General features: G+C 67.1%; 16 protein-coding genes. 9 read left to right on the top strand and 7 right to left on the bottom strand.

The features are described 5' to 3' along the window. The first annotated feature begins 29 nt into the window (after window positions 1-29). On the top strand, window positions 30-1664 hold the full coding sequence (ggt, locus tag QYL93_RS07715) for a gamma-glutamyltransferase (RefSeq protein WP_305743106.1): 1635 nt from the start codon (window positions 30-32) through the stop codon (window positions 1662-1664). 156 nt (window positions 1665-1820) lie between these two features. Here the strand turns inward: ggt and QYL93_RS07710 are convergent, their stop codons facing one another. Beyond that, window positions 1821-2705: a c-type cytochrome gene (locus tag QYL93_RS07710; RefSeq protein ID WP_305743105.1), complete on the bottom strand. Its 885-nt coding sequence runs from the start codon at window positions 2703-2705 to the stop codon at window positions 1821-1823. Window positions 2706-2758: 53 nt separating this feature from the next. On the opposite strand from QYL93_RS07710, the gene QYL93_RS07705 reads away from it, so the two are divergent. From QYL93_RS07705 to QYL93_RS07690, 4 genes are all read left to right on the top strand, one after another. Beyond that, window positions 2759-3139 carry a cytochrome c family protein gene (locus tag QYL93_RS07705; RefSeq protein ID WP_305743104.1) on the top strand — a complete coding sequence of 127 codons (381 nt, stop codon included), beginning with the start codon at window positions 2759-2761 and terminating at the stop codon, window positions 3137-3139. Between the two features lie 9 nt (window positions 3140-3148). Next, the gene (gene coxB / locus QYL93_RS07700; RefSeq protein ID WP_305743103.1) at window positions 3149-4111 is read left to right on the top strand and encodes a cytochrome c oxidase subunit II; all 963 of its coding nucleotides are present in this window, start codon (window positions 3149-3151) and stop codon (window positions 4109-4111) included. Window positions 4112-5012: 901 nt separating this feature from the next. Continuing rightward, window positions 5013-7547, top strand: a complete 2535-nt coding sequence (locus tag QYL93_RS07695) for a cbb3-type cytochrome c oxidase subunit I (protein ID WP_305743102.1) — start codon at window positions 5013-5015, stop codon at window positions 7545-7547. Window positions 7548-7877: 330 nt separating this feature from the next. Continuing rightward, on the top strand, window positions 7878-8873 hold the full coding sequence (locus QYL93_RS07690) for a Bug family tripartite tricarboxylate transporter substrate binding protein (RefSeq protein ID WP_305743101.1): 996 nt from the start codon (window positions 7878-7880) through the stop codon (window positions 8871-8873). Between the two features lie 39 nt (window positions 8874-8912). On the opposite strand, the gene QYL93_RS07685 is transcribed toward QYL93_RS07690, so the two are convergent. After that, window positions 8913-9488 (bottom strand): hypothetical protein, encoded by a 576-nt coding sequence (locus QYL93_RS07685; protein ID WP_305743100.1) that lies wholly within the window; start codon window positions 9486-9488, stop codon window positions 8913-8915. Between the two features lie 245 nt (window positions 9489-9733). Between QYL93_RS07685 and QYL93_RS07680 the strand changes: the two genes are divergently transcribed. After that, window positions 9734-10270 carry a pyridoxamine 5'-phosphate oxidase family protein gene (locus tag QYL93_RS07680; protein WP_305743099.1) on the top strand — a complete coding sequence of 179 codons (537 nt, stop codon included), beginning with the start codon at window positions 9734-9736 and terminating at the stop codon, window positions 10268-10270. 85 nt (window positions 10271-10355) lie between these two features. Then, on the top strand, window positions 10356-11210 hold the full coding sequence (locus QYL93_RS07675) for a YihY/virulence factor BrkB family protein (RefSeq protein ID WP_305743098.1): 855 nt from the start codon (window positions 10356-10358) through the stop codon (window positions 11208-11210). 72 nt (window positions 11211-11282) lie between these two features. Here the strand turns inward: QYL93_RS07675 and QYL93_RS07670 are convergent, their stop codons facing one another. Then, complete coding sequence (locus QYL93_RS07670) at window positions 11283-11468, bottom strand: CsbD family protein (protein ID WP_305743097.1); 186 nt, start codon at window positions 11466-11468, stop codon at window positions 11283-11285. Between the two features lie 400 nt (window positions 11469-11868). Between QYL93_RS07670 and QYL93_RS07665 the strand changes: the two genes are divergently transcribed. Next, window positions 11869-14340, top strand: a complete 2472-nt coding sequence (locus QYL93_RS07665; RefSeq protein ID WP_305743096.1) for a hypothetical protein — start codon at window positions 11869-11871, stop codon at window positions 14338-14340. A 70-nt stretch (window positions 14341-14410) separates the two neighbouring features. Here the strand turns inward: QYL93_RS07665 and QYL93_RS07660 are convergent, their stop codons facing one another. Genes QYL93_RS07660 through QYL93_RS07650 form a run of 3 tightly spaced genes read right to left on the bottom strand, consistent with a single transcriptional unit; the run spans window position 14411 to window position 17552 of the window. Further along, window positions 14411-14800 carry a DUF3703 domain-containing protein gene (locus tag QYL93_RS07660; RefSeq protein ID WP_305743095.1) on the bottom strand — a complete coding sequence of 130 codons (390 nt, stop codon included), beginning with the start codon at window positions 14798-14800 and terminating at the stop codon, window positions 14411-14413. Then, the gene (locus QYL93_RS07655; protein ID WP_305743094.1) at window positions 14797-15405 is read right to left on the bottom strand and encodes a hypothetical protein; all 609 of its coding nucleotides are present in this window, start codon (window positions 15403-15405) and stop codon (window positions 14797-14799) included. The genes QYL93_RS07660 and QYL93_RS07655 overlap by 4 nt, the downstream gene beginning before the upstream one ends. After that, window positions 15402-17552, bottom strand: a complete 2151-nt coding sequence (locus tag QYL93_RS07650) for a heavy metal translocating P-type ATPase (protein WP_305743093.1) — start codon at window positions 17550-17552, stop codon at window positions 15402-15404. Before QYL93_RS07650 ends, QYL93_RS07655 begins: the two co-directional genes overlap by 4 nt. Before the next feature lie 80 nt (window positions 17553-17632). Between QYL93_RS07650 and QYL93_RS07645 the strand changes: the two genes are divergently transcribed. Further along, a complete protein-coding gene (locus tag QYL93_RS07645; RefSeq protein WP_305743092.1) occupies window positions 17633-18094 on the top strand; it encodes a MerR family transcriptional regulator in 462 nt (153 codons plus the stop codon). Between the two features lie 20 nt (window positions 18095-18114). Here QYL93_RS07645 and QYL93_RS07640 read toward each other — a convergent pair whose 3' ends face one another. Beyond that, the gene (locus QYL93_RS07640; protein ID WP_305743091.1) at window positions 18115-19260 is read right to left on the bottom strand and encodes a hypothetical protein; all 1146 of its coding nucleotides are present in this window, start codon (window positions 19258-19260) and stop codon (window positions 18115-18117) included. Window positions 19261-19354: the final 94 nt, after the last annotated feature.

The following is a 19354-nucleotide window of genomic DNA, read 5'->3' as shown; positions in this document are numbered from 1 at the left end:
CTCTCTTTCATTCTTTTCCGAGTCTCCCGATGAAAAAACAAGCAATGGTGTCCTGCCCGCAGCCCGAGGCGGCGGAGTCCGGCATCGAGATCCTGCGCGCCGGCGGCAACGCGGTGGATGCCGCCGTGGCCATGGCGCTGTCGCAGACGGTGGTGGACCCGCTGATGTGCGGCATCGCGGGCTTTGGTACGGCGGCGGTGTTCCTGCCGGACAAGGTGGGTAAGGAGGCGCATGAGTACTTCGACTTCCACGCGCCCGCGCCGCTGGCCGCGCGCGAGGACATGTGGGCGGATCTGCTCGAAGGCGAAACCAAGGACGGCTTCGGCTTCATCCTCAAGGGCCGCGTCAACGACATCGGCGCACAGTCCATCGGCACGCCGGCCACGCTCAAGGGCCTGGCGGCCATGCACAGCGCACACGGCCGCCTGCCGTGGAAGGAGGTGGTGGCCCCGGCCATCGCCTGGGCGCGCGATGGCTACTTCGTGCGCCCCGGCATGTACTCCTTCTGGATCGACCAGACCCTGGCCGGCCGCGCCAGCAACATGGACCGCCTGCACTACAGCGACGAAGGCCGCGCGCTGTACTGCCGGCCTGACGGCAGCGCCAAGCCCATCGGCACGCCCATCGTGAACGAGAACTACGCCCAGGTGCTGGCCCAGTTGGCCGAGGAGGGAATCGCCCCGTTCTATGAAGGCGAGCTGGCCCGGCGCATGGTGGAGCATGTGCAGTCGCTGGGCGGCCTGCTGAGCATGGACGACCTGAAGCGCTACGAAGTGCGCCGCACCGCACCGCTGGTGGGCCGCTACCGCGACCGCGTGGTGACCACCAACCAGCCGCCGGGCGGCGGCGCCATGCTGCTGCAGATGCTGACCATCCTCGAAGAGTTTGCTCTCGGTGGTATCGAGCACAACAGCCCCGAGTACCTGCGCATCCTGAGCGAGGTGATGAAAAAAGCCACCACCGACAAGGACCGCCACATCGGCGACCCGGCCTTCGTCGAGGTGCCGCTGGACCATTTGCTGTCCAAAGACAATGCGGCGCGCGTGGCCGCCGACATCCGCTCCGGCAAACGCCACAGCGTGGAGCGCGTGAACCTGGGCGCCCCCGTGCCCAAGGACACCACCCAGGTCAGCGTGGTCGATGGCGAGGGCGGCTGCGTCTCCATGACGCATTCGCTGGCCATGCCCTCGGGCGTGATCACGCCGGGCATGGGCTTCTTCTACAACGGCTGCATGGGCGTGTTCGACCCAAGGCCGGGCCGGGCCGGCAGCATCCAGCCGGGCAAGAGCCGCTTCACCTCGTCGTGCCCGAGCATCGTCTTCAAGGACGGCAAGCCCGAGATCGTGCTGGGCGCCCCCGGCGGCACGCAGATCGCCATGGGCGTGCTGCAGGTGCTGCTCAACCTCATCGACCACGGCATGGGCATGCAGGAGGCCGTATCGGCCCCACGCTTCTCATCCACCAGCAACTCCATCGACGTGTGCAACCGCATACCCCGCTACGTGGCGCGCGCACTGCAGGCCCAGGGCTACGAGGTGCTGCGCAACCCGTACAACTACACCATCGGCTGGGTGCACGGCGTGCAGATCGGTGCCGACGGTGCGTTGCATGGCGGGGCCGATCCGGGGCGTGACGGAGTGGTCTACAGCACTGCGGTTGCCTGAATGACCCAGCGCACCGGGTCTTCTCCTACAAGGCCGTCAGTGCACGGCTGACAGGGTGGCGTGGGGCTGGCACGGACAGTGGGGTGCATGCGCCTTTCGTCCCCTGCCAGCACCCGACTGCCTTGCCCGCTGGCGCGGCGCGAGTGCTTGCGGCGCCTATTTGAGCCCGGCCAGGTAGGCGGCGATGTGCCGCGCGTCGGCCGGGCTCAGGCCCATGGCCGGCATGGCCGTGCCGGGCTTCACCGCCTGCGGCTCGCGCAGCCAGCGCTCCAGGTTGTCGGCGGTGTGCGGCAGTACGCCGGCGATGTTGCTACGCAATGCAAAGCCTGCGAGCGAGGGGCCCACATGCGTCTCGGGTCCTGTCACGCCGGGAATCATGTGGCAGGCGTTGCAGGCATGCTGGTACAGGGCCTGGCGGCCCAGCACGGCGTTGCCCATGGCGGGCGGCGCAGCGGCCATGCGCGCCGCCCCGCAGGTGGCGATGGTCCCCGCGCTGCGTGCGGCGTCCACCTGCTCCAGCGTGATGGCCTTGAACGCGGCCACGTCCAGGTCCGGCAGGCGCTGCAGAAAGGCCACGGTGGACCACAGCTCCTCCTCGTCCAGCCGGTGCTCCCAGGCGGGCATGCCGCTCATGCGGATGCCGTGGCGGGTCAGCCAGTACATCTCCTTGGTGCTCCAGCGCCGCGCCGCGTCGACCAGCGGGCCGGGCACGGGCTGCATGCTCTTGCCGATGTCGCCCTGCGCCACGCCGGGGCCGCCATGGCATTGCAGGCACTGGTCGCGGTAGCAGCCCGCGCCGCGCAGCGCCATGGTCTCGGTGAAGGGCGGCGGTTCGTCCACGCTGCTGCGCGCGCGCAGCTTCACCGACTGGTGCATGGCGCTTTCGAGCAACTGGTACACGGGCTTGAAGTGCTGCTCGCTGGCGGCCACGTTGTACAGGCCCAGGTAGACCGTGGCGAGGCCGGCTGCGGCTGCCAGCACCGCCACGCCGAGCAGCGTGGCGAAGAGGGTGGCGTAGACGGTCCGTCGTCGGTGGGGCATCGCATCATTATGTGGTTGTGCCATGCGCAGGGCTGTAGGACGCGGGGATGCGCATGAGGCGGTTGCTACAGATCCTGGCGCTTGAGTTGGCTTGTGCATTGGCATGGCCCGTGGCGGCCTGGGGCGGTGATGCACCTCCCACCGACCGGACCGTTGGCGATGCTCAGCGCGGCGCCCTGCTGATCGCCCAGTACCAGTGCGGCGCCTGCCATGCCATCCCGGGCATCGCCAGCGCGCGTGGCACCGAGGGCCCGCCGCTGGCGGCCTATGGCCTGCGCAGCTACATCGCCGGCCGCGTGCCCAACCGGCCCGACCTGCTGGCGCGCTGGATCGCGCAGCCATCGGCCCTGGTGCCATCGACCACCATGCCCGACATGGGCGTTCCCGAGCGGGACGCGCGCGACATGGCGGCCTGGCTCACCGAGCAGCGTTGAGGTACTGCCATGTCCACTTCGATGTCCATGCTCCCACCCCTCGTCCCCGTCCTCTCGCCGGCTGGCCCTTACGCGCAGGCCATTGCCGAGGTCAGCTGGGTGCTGATCATCGGCGCCACGCTGCTCTTCTTGGGCACCATGGCGCTGCTGGCCTGGGCGCTGTTCAGAAAGCAGCGTGGCGGCGAGGTGCGTAGCACCCTGTGGTGGCTGGCGGGCGGCGGGCTCGTGCTGCCACTGGTCGTGCTGACCGCGCTGTTCTTCTACAGCCTGCACCGCGCCCCGCCATGGAAGGCTGTGCCGCCGGCCGATGCGCTGGTCGTCTCCGTCACGGGCCGCATGTGGTGGTGGGAGATCAGCTACCGAGATCCGGTGAGCGGCGCGACCGTTGCTACTGCCAACGAGCTGCGCATGCCCGTGGGGCGCCCGGTGTACCTGGGCCTGTCGAGCGCGGAGGTGATCCACAGCCTGTGGATCCCGGAGCTCGGGGGCAAGATGGACATGGTGCCGGGGCGGGTGAACCATTTGTTGCTTCAGGCTTCGCGGGCGGGGGTGTACCGGGGGCAGTGTGCTGAATTTTGTGGGGAGGCGCATGCGCGGATGGCCTTGCATGCGGTGGCGATGGAGGCTGGGGATTTCGATGCCTGGCTGGCGGGGCAGGCGCGGCCAGCGGTGGTTTCTTCGTCGTCTGCTGTGTCGCTGCAGGCGGGCAGGGCGGTGTTTGAGGGGCAGAAGTGTGCTGTGTGCCATACCGTGCGGGGGGTGGCCGAAGGCTCGAAGTTGGGGCCGGATCTGACGCATGTGGGGAGTCGGTTGTTCATTGCTTCTGGGACCTTGAAGAATGGGCCTTTGGAGATGAAGCAGTGGCTTGCGCGGGTGCATGAGGTCAAGCCGGGGGCGCGGATGCCTTCTTATGCGCGGTTGTCGCAGGGGGAGATGGATGCGTTGGTGCAGTGGTTGGGGGCGTTGAAATGATGAGCTGGCGTTGGTGGTCCTGTTTTGGTTGCTGTGGCTTTGTTGAGGGCGGAGGCCGGGATGTGCGTCCGGCGGGGAGGCCTCGCTTTTGCGGTCTGCTCTCGCTGGTTACCGCATGCCTGTATGCAGGGCGGAGGCCGGGTCTCGGCCCGGCGGCCGAGGTACCTTTCTTTGCTTCGCCAAAGAAAGGTACCCCAAAGAAAGGCGACCCCGCTGCCCGTGTCCCCACCCGCCCGTTGGGCGAGTGGGGCAGCCTGCGATGCTCGGTCCTGGGGTGTGCCGCAGAACTCGCTGCGTTCTTCGAACTCCGCTCAGACAGCTGCGGCAAGCTAGACAACGATGCGCGTGTCCTTCGGCACGCGCTCACCCCAGGCCCTGCGCTTCTCGGCACGGTCAGAAGGGGGTGGGAGCGGGCTCCCTACGGGCCATTGCTTCGCTCGGCCCGGTGTGCCGTCGCTGCGCTCGGCCTGGGTAGAGCCATCGCGCCCGAGCCGTCGGCAGCGCGCACTGCGCGCGTCACCGCCCCCCGGCGCAGCTGCGAAGCAGCAGCCGTGTTTGTCTCCGCTCCCCACCCCTGCTGGCTGCGCCGAGAAGCGCAGGGCATGGGGTGGGTGCGTGTGCCGAAGGACACACGCACTTCGTGCTCTAGCTCGTCGCGGATGTTTGAGCGGAGTTCGAAGAACGCAGCGAGTTCCGCGACGCCACCCAAGGCACGAGCATCGCAGGTTGCCCCCATCGCCCCACAGTGCGATGGGGGACGCAGACTGGGGGTCGCCTTCTCTTTGGTGACTTTCTCTTGGCGACGCAAGAGAAAGTTACTGCGCCGCCGGGCGCACACCCCGGCCTCCGCCCTCAGCAAGAGCACACACCCACCACAAACAGCAAGCCGCAGGGGCCCGCCATGACACGAGACCCCACAGACAAGGCCCCTCCCGCTCTCAACCCTTTGCCCCGCCCCGCAGGCGAACGCGAGGCCCTCGAACGTGCCTGGCAACCCCCGTCCGGCTGGCGCCTGCTCTCCGCCGTCAACAACACCCAGGTAGGCCTCTTCTACATCGGCACAGCACTGCTCTTCTTCGTCCTGGCCGGCGTGCTGGGCCTGATCATGCGCGCCCAGCTGGCTGTGCCCCAGGCCGACCTGGTATCGGCCGCCACCTACAACCAGATCTTCACCATGCACGGCACGGTGATGATGTTCCTCTTCGCCGTGCCCGTGGTCGAAGCCATGGCCGTGTACCTGCTGCCCGGCATGCTGGGCACGCGCGACATGCCGTTCCCGCGCCTGTCGGCCTATGGCTTCTGGGCCTACGCCATCGGCGGCATCGTTTTCTTTTGCACCATCTTCTTCGGGGCGTCGCCCGACGGCGGCTGGTTCATGTACCCGCCGCTCACGGGCAAGGAGCACTCGCCCGGGGTGGGGGCCGACTGGTGGCTGCTGGGCATCGGCTTCATCGAGATATCAGCCATTGCCGGGGCCATCGAGATCATCATCGGCATCCTCTTCACGCGCGCGCCGGGCATGACGCTCGCGCGCATGCCCATCTATGCCTGGGCCATGCTGGTCACGGCGTTGATGATCGTGTTTGCGTTTCCGGCCATCATCGCCGGCACGCTGCTGCTGGAGATGGAGCGCGCGTTCGACTGGCCCTTCTTCATCCCCGCGCGCGGGGGCGATCCGGTGCTGTGGCAGCACCTGTTCTGGTTCTTCGGCCACCCCGAGGTGTACATCATCTTCCTGCCCGCCGCGGGCATGGTGTCGATGATGGTGCCCGCGCTGGCACGCACGCCCATCGTGGGCTACCGCTGGGTGGTGGCCGCGTTGCTGGGCGTGGGGCTGCTCAGCTTTGCGCTGTGGGTGCACCACATGTTCACCGCCGGGCTGGGCTCGTTCACCATGCACCTGGTGTCGGCCGCCAGCTTTGCCGTGGCCGTTCCCAGCGCGGTGCAGGTGTTCTCGTGGATCGCCACCTTCTGGCGCGGGCGTGTCGAGGCCAATGCACCCACGCTGTTCCTCGTGGGTTTTCATGCCATCTTCGTGCTGGGCGGGCTCACCGGCATCATGGTGGCGGTGCTGCCGTTCGACTGGCAGGTGCACGACACGTATTTCATCGTGGCGCACCTGCACTATGTGCTGATCGGGGGCATGGTGTTCCCGGTGTTCGCGGGGCTGTACTACTGGCTGCCGCTGATCAATGGCCACCGCATGTCCGAGCGGCTGGGGCGCTGGGTGTTCGGGCTCATGTTCGGGGGCTTCAACCTGGCCTTCTTTCCGATGCACATCGCCGGGCTCATGGGCATGCCGCGCCGGGTGTACACCTACGACGCGGGTTTGGGCTGGGAGTGGCCCAACCTGCTGTCCAGCATCGGGGCCTTCGTCTTCGCGCTGGGGGTGGTGCTGTGCTTTGGCGATCTGGTACGCGCCTTCCTGCGCGGGGGCGGGCCGCCCGCCAACCCCTGGAACGCCCCCACGCTGGAATGGGCCTCGGGCGGGGAGTACGGGCTGCGCAGCATCCCGCCCGTCAGCTCGCGCGAGCCGCTGTGGCAGCACCCGGGCCTGCGCGAAGCGGCGGAGCAGGGCGCCTACTGGCTACCGCGCACCGTCTTCGGCGGGCGCGAGTCGCTGGTCACCAGCGCTGTGCACGCCACGCCGCGCCAGTTGCTGCTGCTGCCGGGCGACGGCTGGTCGCCCTTCATCGCGGCGGCGGGCACGGCCGGGTTCTTCCTGCTGCTCACGGTCTCGCTGGTGGTGCCGGCCGTGCTGTGCGGCGTGATCGCGCTGGTGGCCATGGTGGTCTGGCTCTGGCAGTCCGACCGGCCCGTGCCTGCGGCCACGGCCGAGGTGGCGGCCGGCATCTTCTTGCCCACGCGCCTGGTGGGCCGGCATTCGCACTCGTGGTGGGCGGTGGTGGTGCTGCTGTGCGTCGATGCCAGCGTGTTTGCATCGGCCACCTTTGCGCACCTGCATGTCTCCATGGCGGCTGACATCTGTCCGCCGCCCGGCGCTGCCTTGCCGCAGCTGGCGTGGCCGGTATCGTCGGCGGCGCTGTGGCTGCTGGGCTCGGGGATGCTGTGGGCGGCCCAGCGGTCTTTCGCCCAGGCTTCGTCCGGGCAGTTCTGGTTGCGGGTTGCCACCGTGCTGGCAACGGCCTGCGCCTGCGGCGCCATGGCGCTGGATTTCATGGGCCACCTGCAGGCGGGCCTCAACCCTCGTGCCGATGCCTGGAGCGCCACGGTCGCTGCGCTGCTGGGCTGGCAGGCGATGCACGTGGGCATCCTGCTCATCATGGGTGCCTATCTGCTGGCCCGCTCGCTGGCCGGGCACCTGAAGCAGGGCGCCCGCGCCACGCTCGACAACACGGTGCTGTTCTGGCACTACGTGACGGTGCAGGGCATCGTGGGCGCGCTCATCGTGCAGGTGCTGCCGGCGCTGATGTGACCGGTGCCAGAGGGTGGCCGCCCCGCCGGTATCCCACGCGCGCCGGGCTGCTGTCTGGCAGTGCCTTCAGCCACAGCGCGGTGTTTTTGCCTGGGCATCCGCAGGCGCACTCGGCCCACTTCCTGACCAATCATGGCCAGGCAAGTGAAATATCTGCACGCGACGTCGGCTTGAGTGCCCTGGGCAACGATCTGTTCCCAAACTGTTCTGGGCCGCAGTGCACCGGGCGGGTCTGAAACCCGGTGACCTGGTGCAGGCGCAGCCGTAAACTATGGGCGCCCGGCGCTGCCATCGTGCTGCATGTATTTCACAACGAGGAGGAGACAAACCATGACCCTTTCCACATCCCTGTCGCGCCGCGACGCCCTGCAATGGGCCCTGGCCGGCGCAGCGGGCAGCATGCCCTTCCTGGCACAGGCCCAGGCGCTCGACACCGTGAAGATCCTCGCCGGCTTCGCCGCCGGCGGCACGGTGGACACCCTGGCGCGCCGCGTGGCGACCCAGATCACGGGTGGCTATGCCAAGTCGGCCGTGGTGGAGAACAAGACCGGCGCGGGCGGGCAGATCGCCATCACCACGCTCAAGGCCGCCCCGGCGGATGGCGCCACGCTGCTGGCCACGCCCATGTCCATGCTGGGCATCTACCCCCACACCTACAAGAAGCTGCCCTACGACCCGGTGGCCGACGTGACCCCCGTCTCGCTGGGCGTGGTGTTCGACATGGGCTTTGCCGTGGGCCCGCAGGTGCCCGCCTCGGTGAAGACGGTGCCCGAGTTCCTCGAGTGGTGCAAGGCCAACCCCACGGGCGCCAACTTCGGCTCGCCCGCGCCGGGCTCGGTGCCGCACTTCGTGGGCGAGCTGATCAGCCGCGCCGGCAAGGTGGACATGCGCCACGTGGGCTTTCGCGGCTCGCAGCCGGCCATCCTGGACCTGCTGGGCGGGCAGATCGCCGCCGTCTCGGCCCCGGTGGGTGAATTCTTGCCGCACCTCTCAGGCGGCAAGATCCGCGTGCTGGCCACTTCGGGTGCCACGCGCAACAAGTTCATGCCCAATGTCAGCACGCTGACCGAGCAGGGCTTCAAGGACATGGCCTACAACGAATGGTTCGGCTTCTTCCTGCCCGGCAAGGCGCCGGCCGATGTGGTGGCCAAGGCCAATGCCGCCCTGCGCACCGCGCTGGCAGACAAGGACGTGGTCGCCGGGCTGGCTGCCATGGGGCTGGAGGCGCGTTCTTCCACTCCCGCTGAGCTGGCGGCGCTGCTCAAGGCCGACGGGGAGCGCTGGGGGCCGATCGTCAAGGCCATCGGCTTCACCGCAGAATCCTGAGAGCCCACCGCAATCGGGGTCTGCCCGTGCCCCAGCCGGTCAGTTTTTCCCCGGCGGAACAGGGGCCAGTTGCAGCACGGCCAGCGCGTTGCTCAGCTCGCTGCGCCTGCGGGCTGCTTCTTCCTCGCGGATGGGGGCGTTGGCGCGCTGGTGTTCTCCGCGCGCGTTGTTGCGCCGGCTCTTCATCTCGGTGTCGAGCGCGATGCGCTCGGTGAGAAACCGCCCATAGCCCGCCTGGCCCGCATACAGCTGCGAGAGCAGCACGGTGAAGCGCGCGTTCTCTTCCTCCACCAGGTCGGCGTAGGCAGGCGGGGCATTCTTCAACCGGAACTCCGCCCCGGCGTTCACGCAATCCCGGCGCAGGCCCACCCAGGACTGGATGGCCTTCTTTTCGTCGGCACTGGGGACAGCGGTGCTGGTCAGCAGGTCTGGCGTCGCTGTTTGCACATTCGCAGCGCTTCCAATCCGGGGCCTGAGCACTGCCAGCGCGCTGTGCTTGTCCATCCCGGCAAAGCAGATGGCGCTGGGGTCGTCTGCGGCGCTGCGCTGTACCGGCGGGCCTGCCTGGCATCCGGCAAGGACAAGGCAGACGGTTGCGATGTGAAGCATCTTCATTTTTTTGCCTTTCGTTCAAACGGTGCGCCGCCACCTCGGGCATGCGGCGTGCGGTTCGTTTCACTCTACCCAGATTGGACACACACCGGAGCGAAGGGCCGGGCGGACGCGCTGTCCTCCTACACAAGCCCCTGTTGAAGCCCCGCACGTCGCAATGGATGGCGCAGGCCGTTGGTCGCCTCCTACAGGGGCTCGCGCGGGCCGCAGTTCCAATCTCTGGTGCCATCCATCAACCGGAGAGACCCGTGGACTCGATCAACAACAACCAGGCAGAAGAGACACACAAGCATCTCGCAGGCGGCGATGCTGCCAGGCGCATCCAGGACATGGCGCAGGACGCTGGCTCCTGCTTCTTTTGCACCAATGCCCCCGATGGCGAAACGCAGGGCACGCGGCCCATGAGCATCGAGAAGGCGGACGAGGCCGGTCACCTGTGGTTCCTGAGCGCGTCCGACAGCCACAAGAACCGCGAGATCGAAGTCGACCCGCAGGTGCGCATCTTCCTGCAAGGCGCCAAGCACTCGGGTTTTCTGGTGCTGGAAGGTACCGCCACCATCCACCGCGACAAGGCCTTGATCGACGAACTGTGGAACCCGGTCATGAAGACCTGGTTCACCGAGGGCAAGGACGATCCGCGCATCACCGTGATCCAGGTCGTGCCCGCATCCGGCTACTACTGGGACAACAAGCACGGGGGCTTGGTGGCCGCCACCAAGATGGTGATCGGCGCAGCCATCGGCAAGACGCTGGACGACTCCATCGAGGGGCAGCTTCGCCCATGATGCGCCTGGCTGCTTCTTGGTGACGACGGCCATGCAGGGTTTGCGGCGTCTTGGCGAGGCGTTCATACGCATGCCGGTGCTAGGGGTGCTAATCTTGGCGGTGCGCAACTATGTGCTGCACCAGAGCGCCAACCAGGCCGGCAGCCTGGCGTTCTCGTCGGTGCTGGCCATGTTCCCGCTGTTGATCCTGCTGTCCGCCGCTGCCGGTTATTTCGGCCAGCCGGGAGACGCGGCGGCGCTGGCCGAGCGGGTGATGGGCTACGCACCCCAGGTGGTGCGCGAGGCCATGCAGCCGGTGATCCACCAGGTCCTGGCCCAGCGCAACCAGGCGCTGCTGACCGTCGGCCTGATCGTGACGCTGTGGACGGGATCGTCGGGCATGCAGGCCGTGCGCTCGGCGCTGAACCGCTCTTACGGCATCACGCGCGGCCTGCCGTTCTGGAAGGCGCGCATCAAGGTCACGCTGTTCACGGTGATCGTGGGCTTTGGCGTGCTGGTGACCTTCAGCTCCGTCATCATCATGCCGCGCATCTGGCAGTTCGTCGTGTCCAGCGTGGAGGGGGCGAACGAGGTGGTCTGGCTGTACGACAGCGTGCGCTATGGCGCGGCCTGCATCACCCTCACGATGCTCTACGCGCTGCTGTACGGCTGGTTGCCCGACATTCCCCAACGCATCGGCACAGTGCTGCCGGGCGCCCTGGTGGGCGCCGTGCTGTGGGCGCTGGCCGCCGCCACGCTGTCGTACTCGCTGCGCAGCGCCGGCAAGCTCGCCCTGGTTTATGGCAGCTTCGCGGGCGTGGTGGCGACCCTGGTGTTCCTCTACATCAGCGCCACCACGCTGATCTTTGGAGCCGAAGTCAATGCAGTGCTGCGCGAGAAGCACCAGGCGCCATTGCCCGCAGGTGAAGCGTCTGAAGCTGCACAAGGCCATGCAGGCTAAGGATCCGCGGATCCAGTAGCCCAGGCGCAAAAAAAAAAGCGGCCGAAGCCGCTTGTTCTGTGCAGCGCACATTCAAGCCTTGTCGATGGCCTTCTTCACTGCTTCCTTGGCATCACCCACCTTGGCCTGGGTCTTGCCCACGGCTTGGTCGGCCAGGCCTTCGCCCTGCAGCTTTTCGCTGCCCACGAGCTTGCCTGTGGCTTCCTTGACCTTGCCCTTCAGATCGGTGGCGTGGCCGGCAACTTGGTCTTTATTCATGGTTCGCTTTCTGTCGTTGGTTGGCACCGCGAAACGTGCGGTAAGGCAAGGATGAACCTTGCGGCCATGCGCCGCTGTAAGAATGCAACCCATCCAGGTGTCGGCGAAGCCGGTGCGGGGCAAAGGGCATTTCGAAGGACTGGACAACCAGTGTCAGTGTTCGCGTGCAAAACAGGAATTGGTGTCCGGTACGTACTGCACTAAGATATTTGACTGTTGCAAATTTTTGCTTTCGTAACGACATTTTTACCCGAAGAACAGTTTTTCTGAACGTGTCACTGCATGCGCACCCTTGCCAGACAGCCATTGGCCAACGAGGCTGTCAGGAAGGTGCGTTTACCCGCTTCCCATTTTTTAAGTCATGACCACTCCTTCCATTGCTGAACTTCTTGGATCTTCCATGACAGGTCCAGCCGGGCCGCAACTGATCACGCGCGCCATCCTGACGCTGTATGGCAATGTAGGGAGCAATCTGGATACGCGGGACTGGACGGTCATCATGCAGAGCAGCAACCCCCTGGAGGCTGCGGAGAGGGCGCTTGTGCGCCAGTACCAGGACAAGGACTACCTGCTGCGCAACCTGCAGCTGTACAGCGCGCGCGGGGCCCGGCCCGAGCAGGCGGAGTACACCTACCGGCAGCTGGCCGAGCGCATGGGCTTCACGTACGACGCCAACTGGTCCGTCGGTACGCCGTACGAGTACCTGCGGCTGAAGTCCACGGCAGAACTGGCGGGGATTCTCGAACCCATCCTCGATCGCACCATCACGACCACCGCGGGCGGTACATTCAGCGGGCTGGTCGGGGCCACGGACGTGTTCAAGTCCACCATTCCAGCCCTCAACGGGACGACCATCACCGGCGATGCCTCGGACAACGATGTCCTGACCCTGACCACCGCCGGCACGGTCACCATCAACAACGGCAGCACCGGCGGCACCATCAGTGGCATCAAGGTACTGAATCTGGCCGATGGCACCAACACCATCACCTACAACACCTCTGCGGGCTTCACCACCATCAACGGCGGCTCGGGCGACGACACCGTCATCCCCAACGCTGCGCTGCTCCCCATCAAGATCAATGGCGGCGCCGGCACCGACACCATTGTCCTGACGGCCGCCTATGCGGCCACCGCGTCGGGCAGCGGCACCTTTGCCGCCAACGTGACCGGCTTCGAGAAGCTGCGCCTGACCAGCGTGACCAACCAGACCATCGATCTGCAGACACTGGGCAACTACAGCGATGTGACTTTCTCCGGCGCGAACGGTCTCACACTGAGCAATCTGCCAAGCAACGGCAACGTGACGCTGACCGGCGCTGGTACTGCGTTCACCATCTCCAATGCAGGGTTTGCAGGTGGGGTCAATGACATCATCAACCTCACGCTCACCGACGGCAGCACTTCTGGCGTGGCGTTCGCCACCACGGGGATCACGGCCAGCGGTGTCGAGACCGTGAATATCAGCGTCAGAGACACCCAGGCCACACCCACTGGCGTTTTCAACAACAACATGACCTGGCTGGGCAACTCGGTAAAAACCTTCAACGTCAGCGGCAACGCCGGTTTGACCCTGTCGTCCAGCAGCACCTCATTGACCACGGTGGATGCCAGCGGCATCACCCTGGGAGGCTTCACCTGGACCGGCAGCGCCCTGACCGGCACGGCCACCGTCAAGGGCAGCGCCAGCGGCACCAACACGGTCAACATGAACTCCGCGACGGCGGGCGTCAACTACACCGGCGGCTCCGGCAACGACAACGTCACCATCAATGCCACCGTCTCCAGCACGGCGGCACTGGGCAATGGCAACAACTCCCTGGCCCTGAACGGCGTCTCCATCCTGGGCACCTACACCGCGGGCACGGGCACCGACAGCCTGGCGTTCTTCTCGTCAACACCTGACATCAGCAACGCCACCATCACCGGCTTCGAGAACCTGACGGTGACCAACAATGCCAACATCACCGCCACGATCGCGCAGATGTCGCAGTTCACCGGCACCGTCAATGCGGCAGGCACCGAAACCCTCAACCTGACCACCGCCGGCAGCTTCAACGCCTTCAGCACGATTGAAAAGTACAACCTGGCCAATGGCACCAACAACTTCACGTCGGCCAATGTCGCCGTGAGCGTGATTGGCGGCACCGGTTCGGATACCTTCAATTTCACGGCCAACCAGATCATCAACTTCCTGACGACGGTGGATGGCGGCAACGGCACCGACACCCTGAACATTGGCGCCACCACCACCCAGAACATCGACCTGAGCACCAAGGTCGCCAGTATCGAGATCATCAACATCGCAGGCAGCATCGGTACGGCGAGTGTCACCAACCTCAACGGTGCGGGTGTCACCCTCAACTACACCAAGAGCACCGGTGACAACATGATCACCCTCGGGACTGGCGGGCAGACGTTGAACCTCCTGGGCTCCAGCGCTGCCTCCACGACGGTCACGGGTGGAGCGGCGGTCGATGTGATCAATCTGCAATCTTCGGGCTCCGGGTCGGAGACGTTGATAGCCACGGGCGCCAATATGTCGAACCGGACGCAGATCGACGTCGTGGGCAATTTCAATGCCACCGGGACGGACTATTTCAAGACCGGCGTGAATGCAGCTTCTGTCTCGTCGCAAGCACTCCCCACTGCAGATACAGGCAATTACCTGTCTACGATCAATGCCAGCCTGATTCCCTTCCTGAACAGCACCGATCAGGTTTACCTCATTACGATCGCGGGCGGGTCGGCCGCAGGCACCTACTTGTTCCAGAACACGGGTTCGGATACCAGCCAGTTCGATGACACCGACTTCTTCGTCCAATTGACAGGAACTGTCGGCACCATCTCTGTCGGCAACCTCATTGCATAAGGCGCTCATTCCCGAGGCCGCCCGAAATCCGCTTTCAGGCATCAAGACGCCGGGGTTCAAGAAAATTGGGCTAAAGATCGGGTGATCGCATGGCCCGCAAGGCTGCATTGATTCGCTCGGCGGTGTCCGCAGAGGTCGCCATCGGACTGAGCGCCGACACATGCGCCCGCCCGATGTTGCCCAGGGGCAGGCGCTGCAGCAGGTGCCCCAGCGGCACCAGCGCCAGGCGCAGCAACTGGCCGAGCACCTCACTCTCATCACGCAACTGCAGGGCGTAGCGCAGCATGGCGGTGTGCGAGCGCCAGTGCAGGCCCAGCCGGGTCTGGCCCAGCACGTGGGCTGCTTCCAGCCAGGGCCAGCGCGTGGCCGGCGGCTCGCCTGCGCTGGCGTCGAAGCGGGCCAGGAGATGGTCGAACGCCTGGCGCTGCAGCGCGGGAGCCTGGGGTGGGTGGTCGCTCATGCGCATGCCTCGGGGCCTTGCGCGCTGGGCTGGCGCAGCGCGAGTTTCAGCCACCTGCGCTGCCGGTGGCGATAGAAAACCCAGGCAAACACGGCGGACAGCGGCGTCATCACCCACGGCAGGTAACGCGCCCGCACGAAGACCTCATCGGTGTAGCAGGTGCGCCCAGGGGCCCCCGGCAAGCTGTGCACCGTGATGCGGTGGTCCCACACGCGCATGAGCTGGCCGGTGCCGTTGTCACGCAGCAGGGGCCAGGCGCCGGGGATGCCGTCGCAGGGGTGCACGCTGATGCGTGCGGTCTGGCGGCCCATGGGCAGCAGGCCAAAGAGTGCGAAGCGCAGCTCGGTGTCGCCCAGGGGCCAGTGCGTGGGCCAGGGGCCCTGCACGGTGGCGAATTGCAGCAGCGGGGCGGTGATGTAGCGGAACAGGGCCGTGGTCTGCAGCTGTGTGGCCACCCAATCGGCAGGGGCGGGCAGGGTGGTGGTCAGGCGGATGCGCAAGCTGCCGGGCGGGCGCGGCAGGGCGCTGGCGGGCGGGCCCAGGCGTAAACCTGTCTGGGTCGCCATGGCCGCTGGGTGATGGCTGTTGCTGGCTTCGCTGCTCATGCCTGTGGGTCCTGCGCGATGGGGGTCTTGGGGGCCCGCTCGGGCCGCAGCATGCGCAGCCCGTTGGCCACCACCAGCAGGCTGGCGCCCATGTCGGCGAACACCGCCATCCACATGGTGGCCTGGCCCGTGAGCGCCAGGCCGAAGAACACCGCCTTGATGCCCAGAGCGAGCGTGATGTTCTGCACCAGCACGGTGTGCGTGCGCCGCGACAGGCGCACCGTCTCGGCCACGCGGCGCAGGTCGTCGTTCATGATCACCACGTCCGCCGTCTCCATGGCCACGTCGGTGCCGGCCGCGCCCATGGCAAAGCCGATGTCGGCCTTGGCAAGTGCCGGGGCGTCGTTGATGCCATCGCCCGCCATGGCCGTCATGCCGTGCTTTTGCTGCAGTGCGGCGATGGCCGCCAGCTTGTGCTCGGGCAGCAGGCTGGCCTGCACCTCGGCAATGCCGGCCTCTTTCGCGGCGGCCTGGGCGGCGGCGGCATGGTCGCCGGTGAGCATCACCGGCACGATGCCCAGGGCCTTCAAGTCGGCCACGGCCTGCACGGCCTGGGGGCGCAGCGTGTCGGCCACGGCGAAGAGGGCGCGCACGGCACCGGTGTCGGCCAGCAGGGTCACGCTGCGGCCCTGCTCCTCGTGCGCGGCGGCGGCTGCCTCGACCGCGTCGGTCCACAGGTTGCGCTCCTGCATGGCGCGGCGGTTGCCCAGGTGCCAGGTGCTGCCGGCAATGCGCCCCTGCACACCGCGCCCGGCCAGAGCGGTGAAGTCTTCCACCTCGGGCAGCGATGCCTCGGTTTCGCCCAGGCCGGCCACGATGGCCTTCGATACCGGGTGGTCCGAGCGGCCCGCCAGCGCGCGCGCCACGTCGGTGGCGGCATCGCCGCCAAACTGCGCCTGCCCCACCAGCACCGGGCGGCCGGCGGTGATGGTGCCGGTCTTGTCGAAGGCCACGGCGCGGATGCCGCGCGCCTGCTCCAGCCAGGCCCCGCCCTTGACCAGGATGCCGCGCCGCGCGGCAGCCGCCAGCCCGCTGACCACGGTGACCGGCGTGGAGATCACCAGCGCGCAGGGGCAGGCAATGACCAGCAACACCAGCGCGCGGTAGATGGCGTCGAGCCAGCCCCAACCCAGCAGCAGTGGCGCGCCCACGGCCACCACCACGGCCAGCACGAAGACGGCGGGCGTGTAGATGGCGGCAAAGCGGTCCACGAAACGCTGGGTGGGCGCGCGGCTGGCCTGGGCTTCTTCTACCGAGCGGATGATGCGGTCCAGCGTGGTGTTGCCAGCGGCCGAGGTCACCTGCATCAGCAGCTCGGCCTGGGCGTTCAGGGTGCCGGCGTACAGGCGGTCACCGGGGGCCTTGTCCACGGCCAGGCTCTCGCCGGTGACGCTGGACTCGTCCACCGCGCCGCGCCCGGTGGTCACCGTGCCGTCCAGCGGCACCCGGCCGCCGGGGCGCACGCGCACCGTGTCGCCCAGCGCCACCTCGGCCGCTGGCACGCTGCGCCATTCGCCGCCAGGCTGCTGCACGTCGGCCTGCTCCGGGCTCAGGGCCAGCAGCGAGCCGATGGCATTGCGCGCGCGGCCTGCAGCCCCTTCCTCGATGCGCTCGGCCAAGGCATACAGGGCCATCACCATCGCCGCCTCGGGCCACTGGCCGATGGCAAAGGCGCCCGTGACCGCCACCGCCATCAGCGCACTGATGCCCAGTTGCCCGCGCAGCAGCGACCGCATGCCGCTCTTGTACACCCCCAGGCCCGCCAGCAGGATGGCCGCAGCCGCCAGCGCCATGCCCGCGCCGTGCCAGATGGGCGTGTCGGGCCCGAGCAGGTGGGCCAGCTCGGCCCCGGTGGCCGCCACCAGCGCCGCGCCAATGCGGCCCCAGCCGGGCAGGGCGCCGTGCTCGTGGCCTTCATGCTCGCCGCCACGCCCCTCGTGGTCGTGGCCGTCGTGGCTGTGCGGCGCGGCGGGGGCCTTGGCCGGTGCCGCGTCGTCCGAGCAACTGCTGCCAGGGGTGCAGCAAGAGACATTGATCTGCGGCGCGCGGCGCGCCGTGCCCGCCTTGGGCATGGGCAGGGCCACGGGCGCCGGGGATCCTGGTTGCGGCGGGGCTTGGGATGCCGTGGATCGGCTGGTTTCTGTCATGGCTTTTTTCCTTTGCGGGGGCGGATTGCGATCCGCCATGCCATGATTGGAATCCTTGAAGTCACTTGAAGGTCAAGCGCATGCCAACAGACGCAGCCAGGTTACGCATCGGCGAGGCCGCCCAACGCTCGGGCGTCTCCACCGCCAACATCCGCTACTACGAGAAAGAGGCCTTGCTTGCGCCCGGCCCGCGCAACGAGAGCAGCTACCGCCTGTACAGCGATGCCGACATCCACCAGTTGCGCTTCATCCGCCTGTGCCGGGCCATGGACATGTCTCTCGACGAGGTGCGCACCCTGCTGGCTCTCGACCGCTCGGCCGCCGGTGCCGACCACACGGCCTGCGACACGCTGGACGAGCACCTCACCCACGTGCGTATCCGCCTGCAGGAGCTCAAGACGCTAGAGCGCGACCTGATTGCCCTGCGCCGCCGCTGCGACGGCATCGACGGGCACTGCCATGTGATCGACGCACTGCACGAGCGCGCCGATGCCGAGCCGGTGGCGCCGCCCGGGCCGGCGCCGGCCAAGCGGCATGTGTGATGAGATGGCCAGGGACTGACTCAGCGCACGGTCGCCCGTGAAACTGGCTTGGCGTGCGCTCGCAAGTGGTTGCAGACCTTGTTGAGGTCACTTTTCGGGTCAGGCTTGCCACGCGACAGGGCGCGCTCGGTTTGCACCACCATGTCCTCGAAGCGCGGGTTGGATGCAAGGTACGCCAGGATCAGCCGGGAGTAGCCGGTGTCGCCATCGAAATGGCATTGCGTGGCCTCTCCCATCGCGCTGCCAGAGGGGGGGTGGCCGTTGACCAGCGCCTCCAGCGCCACCAGGTCGCGCAGCCGGGCCAGCCATGGCGAGAACGCGCTCTGGAGTTGTGATCGGCATGCGGCCACTTCGGCGGGGGTTGTCAGTGCACTGTCCCCATCCAATGCGCCTGACCAGCGCAGCACCGCCGTCTGCGTGGCGTGCAGCTGCGGCACCGCCTGGTGCATCAGTCCGTCCACATACCGGTTGCACACTTCGGCGCGCACGTCGAAGTACATGACTCCTATTTCCGGCGTCGTCGAGTGGCGCAGGTATACCTGGATCCGTTCATGCTCGGTGGTCTTGGTGAAAAGACCGGGGCGGCTGGCGTCCTCTTGCACATAGCCTGCGGCCTGCAGCACACCCGCCGCAGCGCGCACGAGTTCGCCCAGCGTGGCATCGATGTTCGCGAATCTCCGGTCGAGGCGTGTGAACACGGGTGCAGGCCCGTTTTGTCGCCCACCGTGCCGAAAACCGCACACCTCTTCAGCGAGGGCTGCAGGGACGCCGAAGACGGCATCGTGGCCGTGCTCCGCACGCGATTGGAGCGCTGCCTGCAGCAAGGGTGCCAGCGCCCTGGGCGCAACGCCTTCGATACCGAGGTGATCGCCGCCCTCCGACAAGACATGGGAGACCGTCCACACCCGCGCCCCATCGCGGCAGAGAAACGCCATCGAGGCGTTGGTGCTCTCGTCCTCGGTGCACCCGACGACGATGCAGTTCAGCGACAGGACTTTCATCAACAGCGGATCGATCATCGGATGAAAGAACTCGTTAAAAACGCTAACGTACGTGCCGTTGGCCAAAAGTGCGCCCGCCATGGGCACGGTATCTGGCGGCACGGGCTGTGCGCTGTCGGTCAAGCCCAGCTCGGCAAGAACGTCTGCACCGGCCTTCGCTGCCACGCTGATCCAAGAAACCCTGTAACCCATCGCCTCTCCCTGGCACCGCTGCTGGAAATGCGGCATTAGAGCACGCAAGCCTTGTGCGCCCAGGCCC

The sequence above is a fragment of the Acidovorax sp. A1169 genome (assembly GCF_030704685.1).
Classification (GTDB): Bacteria; Pseudomonadota; Gammaproteobacteria; order Burkholderiales; family Burkholderiaceae_C; genus Acidovorax.
This window is presented reverse-complemented; position numbering and strand designations above follow the sequence as displayed.

Coding starts and splice junctions, on each gene's coding strand:
- ggt (WP_305743106.1), top strand. CDS start 30: ATGAAAAAACAAGCAATGGTGTCCTGCCCGCAGCCCGAGGCGGCGGAG.
- QYL93_RS07710 (WP_305743105.1), bottom strand. CDS start 2,705: ATGCCCCACCGACGACGGACCGTCTACGCCACCCTCTTCGCCACGCTG.
- QYL93_RS07705 (WP_305743104.1), top strand. CDS start 2,759: ATGAGGCGGTTGCTACAGATCCTGGCGCTTGAGTTGGCTTGTGCATTG.
- coxB (WP_305743103.1), top strand. CDS start 3,149: ATGTCCACTTCGATGTCCATGCTCCCACCCCTCGTCCCCGTCCTCTCG.
- QYL93_RS07695 (WP_305743102.1), top strand. CDS start 5,013: ATGACACGAGACCCCACAGACAAGGCCCCTCCCGCTCTCAACCCTTTG.
- QYL93_RS07690 (WP_305743101.1), top strand. CDS start 7,878: ATGACCCTTTCCACATCCCTGTCGCGCCGCGACGCCCTGCAATGGGCC.
- QYL93_RS07685 (WP_305743100.1), bottom strand. CDS start 9,488: ATGAAGATGCTTCACATCGCAACCGTCTGCCTTGTCCTTGCCGGATGC.
- QYL93_RS07670 (WP_305743097.1), bottom strand. CDS start 11,468: ATGAATAAAGACCAAGTTGCCGGCCACGCCACCGATCTGAAGGGCAAG.
- QYL93_RS07665 (WP_305743096.1), top strand. CDS start 11,869: ATGACAGGTCCAGCCGGGCCGCAACTGATCACGCGCGCCATCCTGACG.
- QYL93_RS07660 (WP_305743095.1), bottom strand. CDS start 14,800: ATGAGCGACCACCCACCCCAGGCTCCCGCGCTGCAGCGCCAGGCGTTC.
- QYL93_RS07655 (WP_305743094.1), bottom strand. CDS start 15,405: ATGAGCAGCGAAGCCAGCAACAGCCATCACCCAGCGGCCATGGCGACC.
- QYL93_RS07650 (WP_305743093.1), bottom strand. CDS start 17,552: ATGACAGAAACCAGCCGATCCACGGCATCCCAAGCCCCGCCGCAACCA.
- QYL93_RS07645 (WP_305743092.1), top strand. CDS start 17,633: ATGCCAACAGACGCAGCCAGGTTACGCATCGGCGAGGCCGCCCAACGC.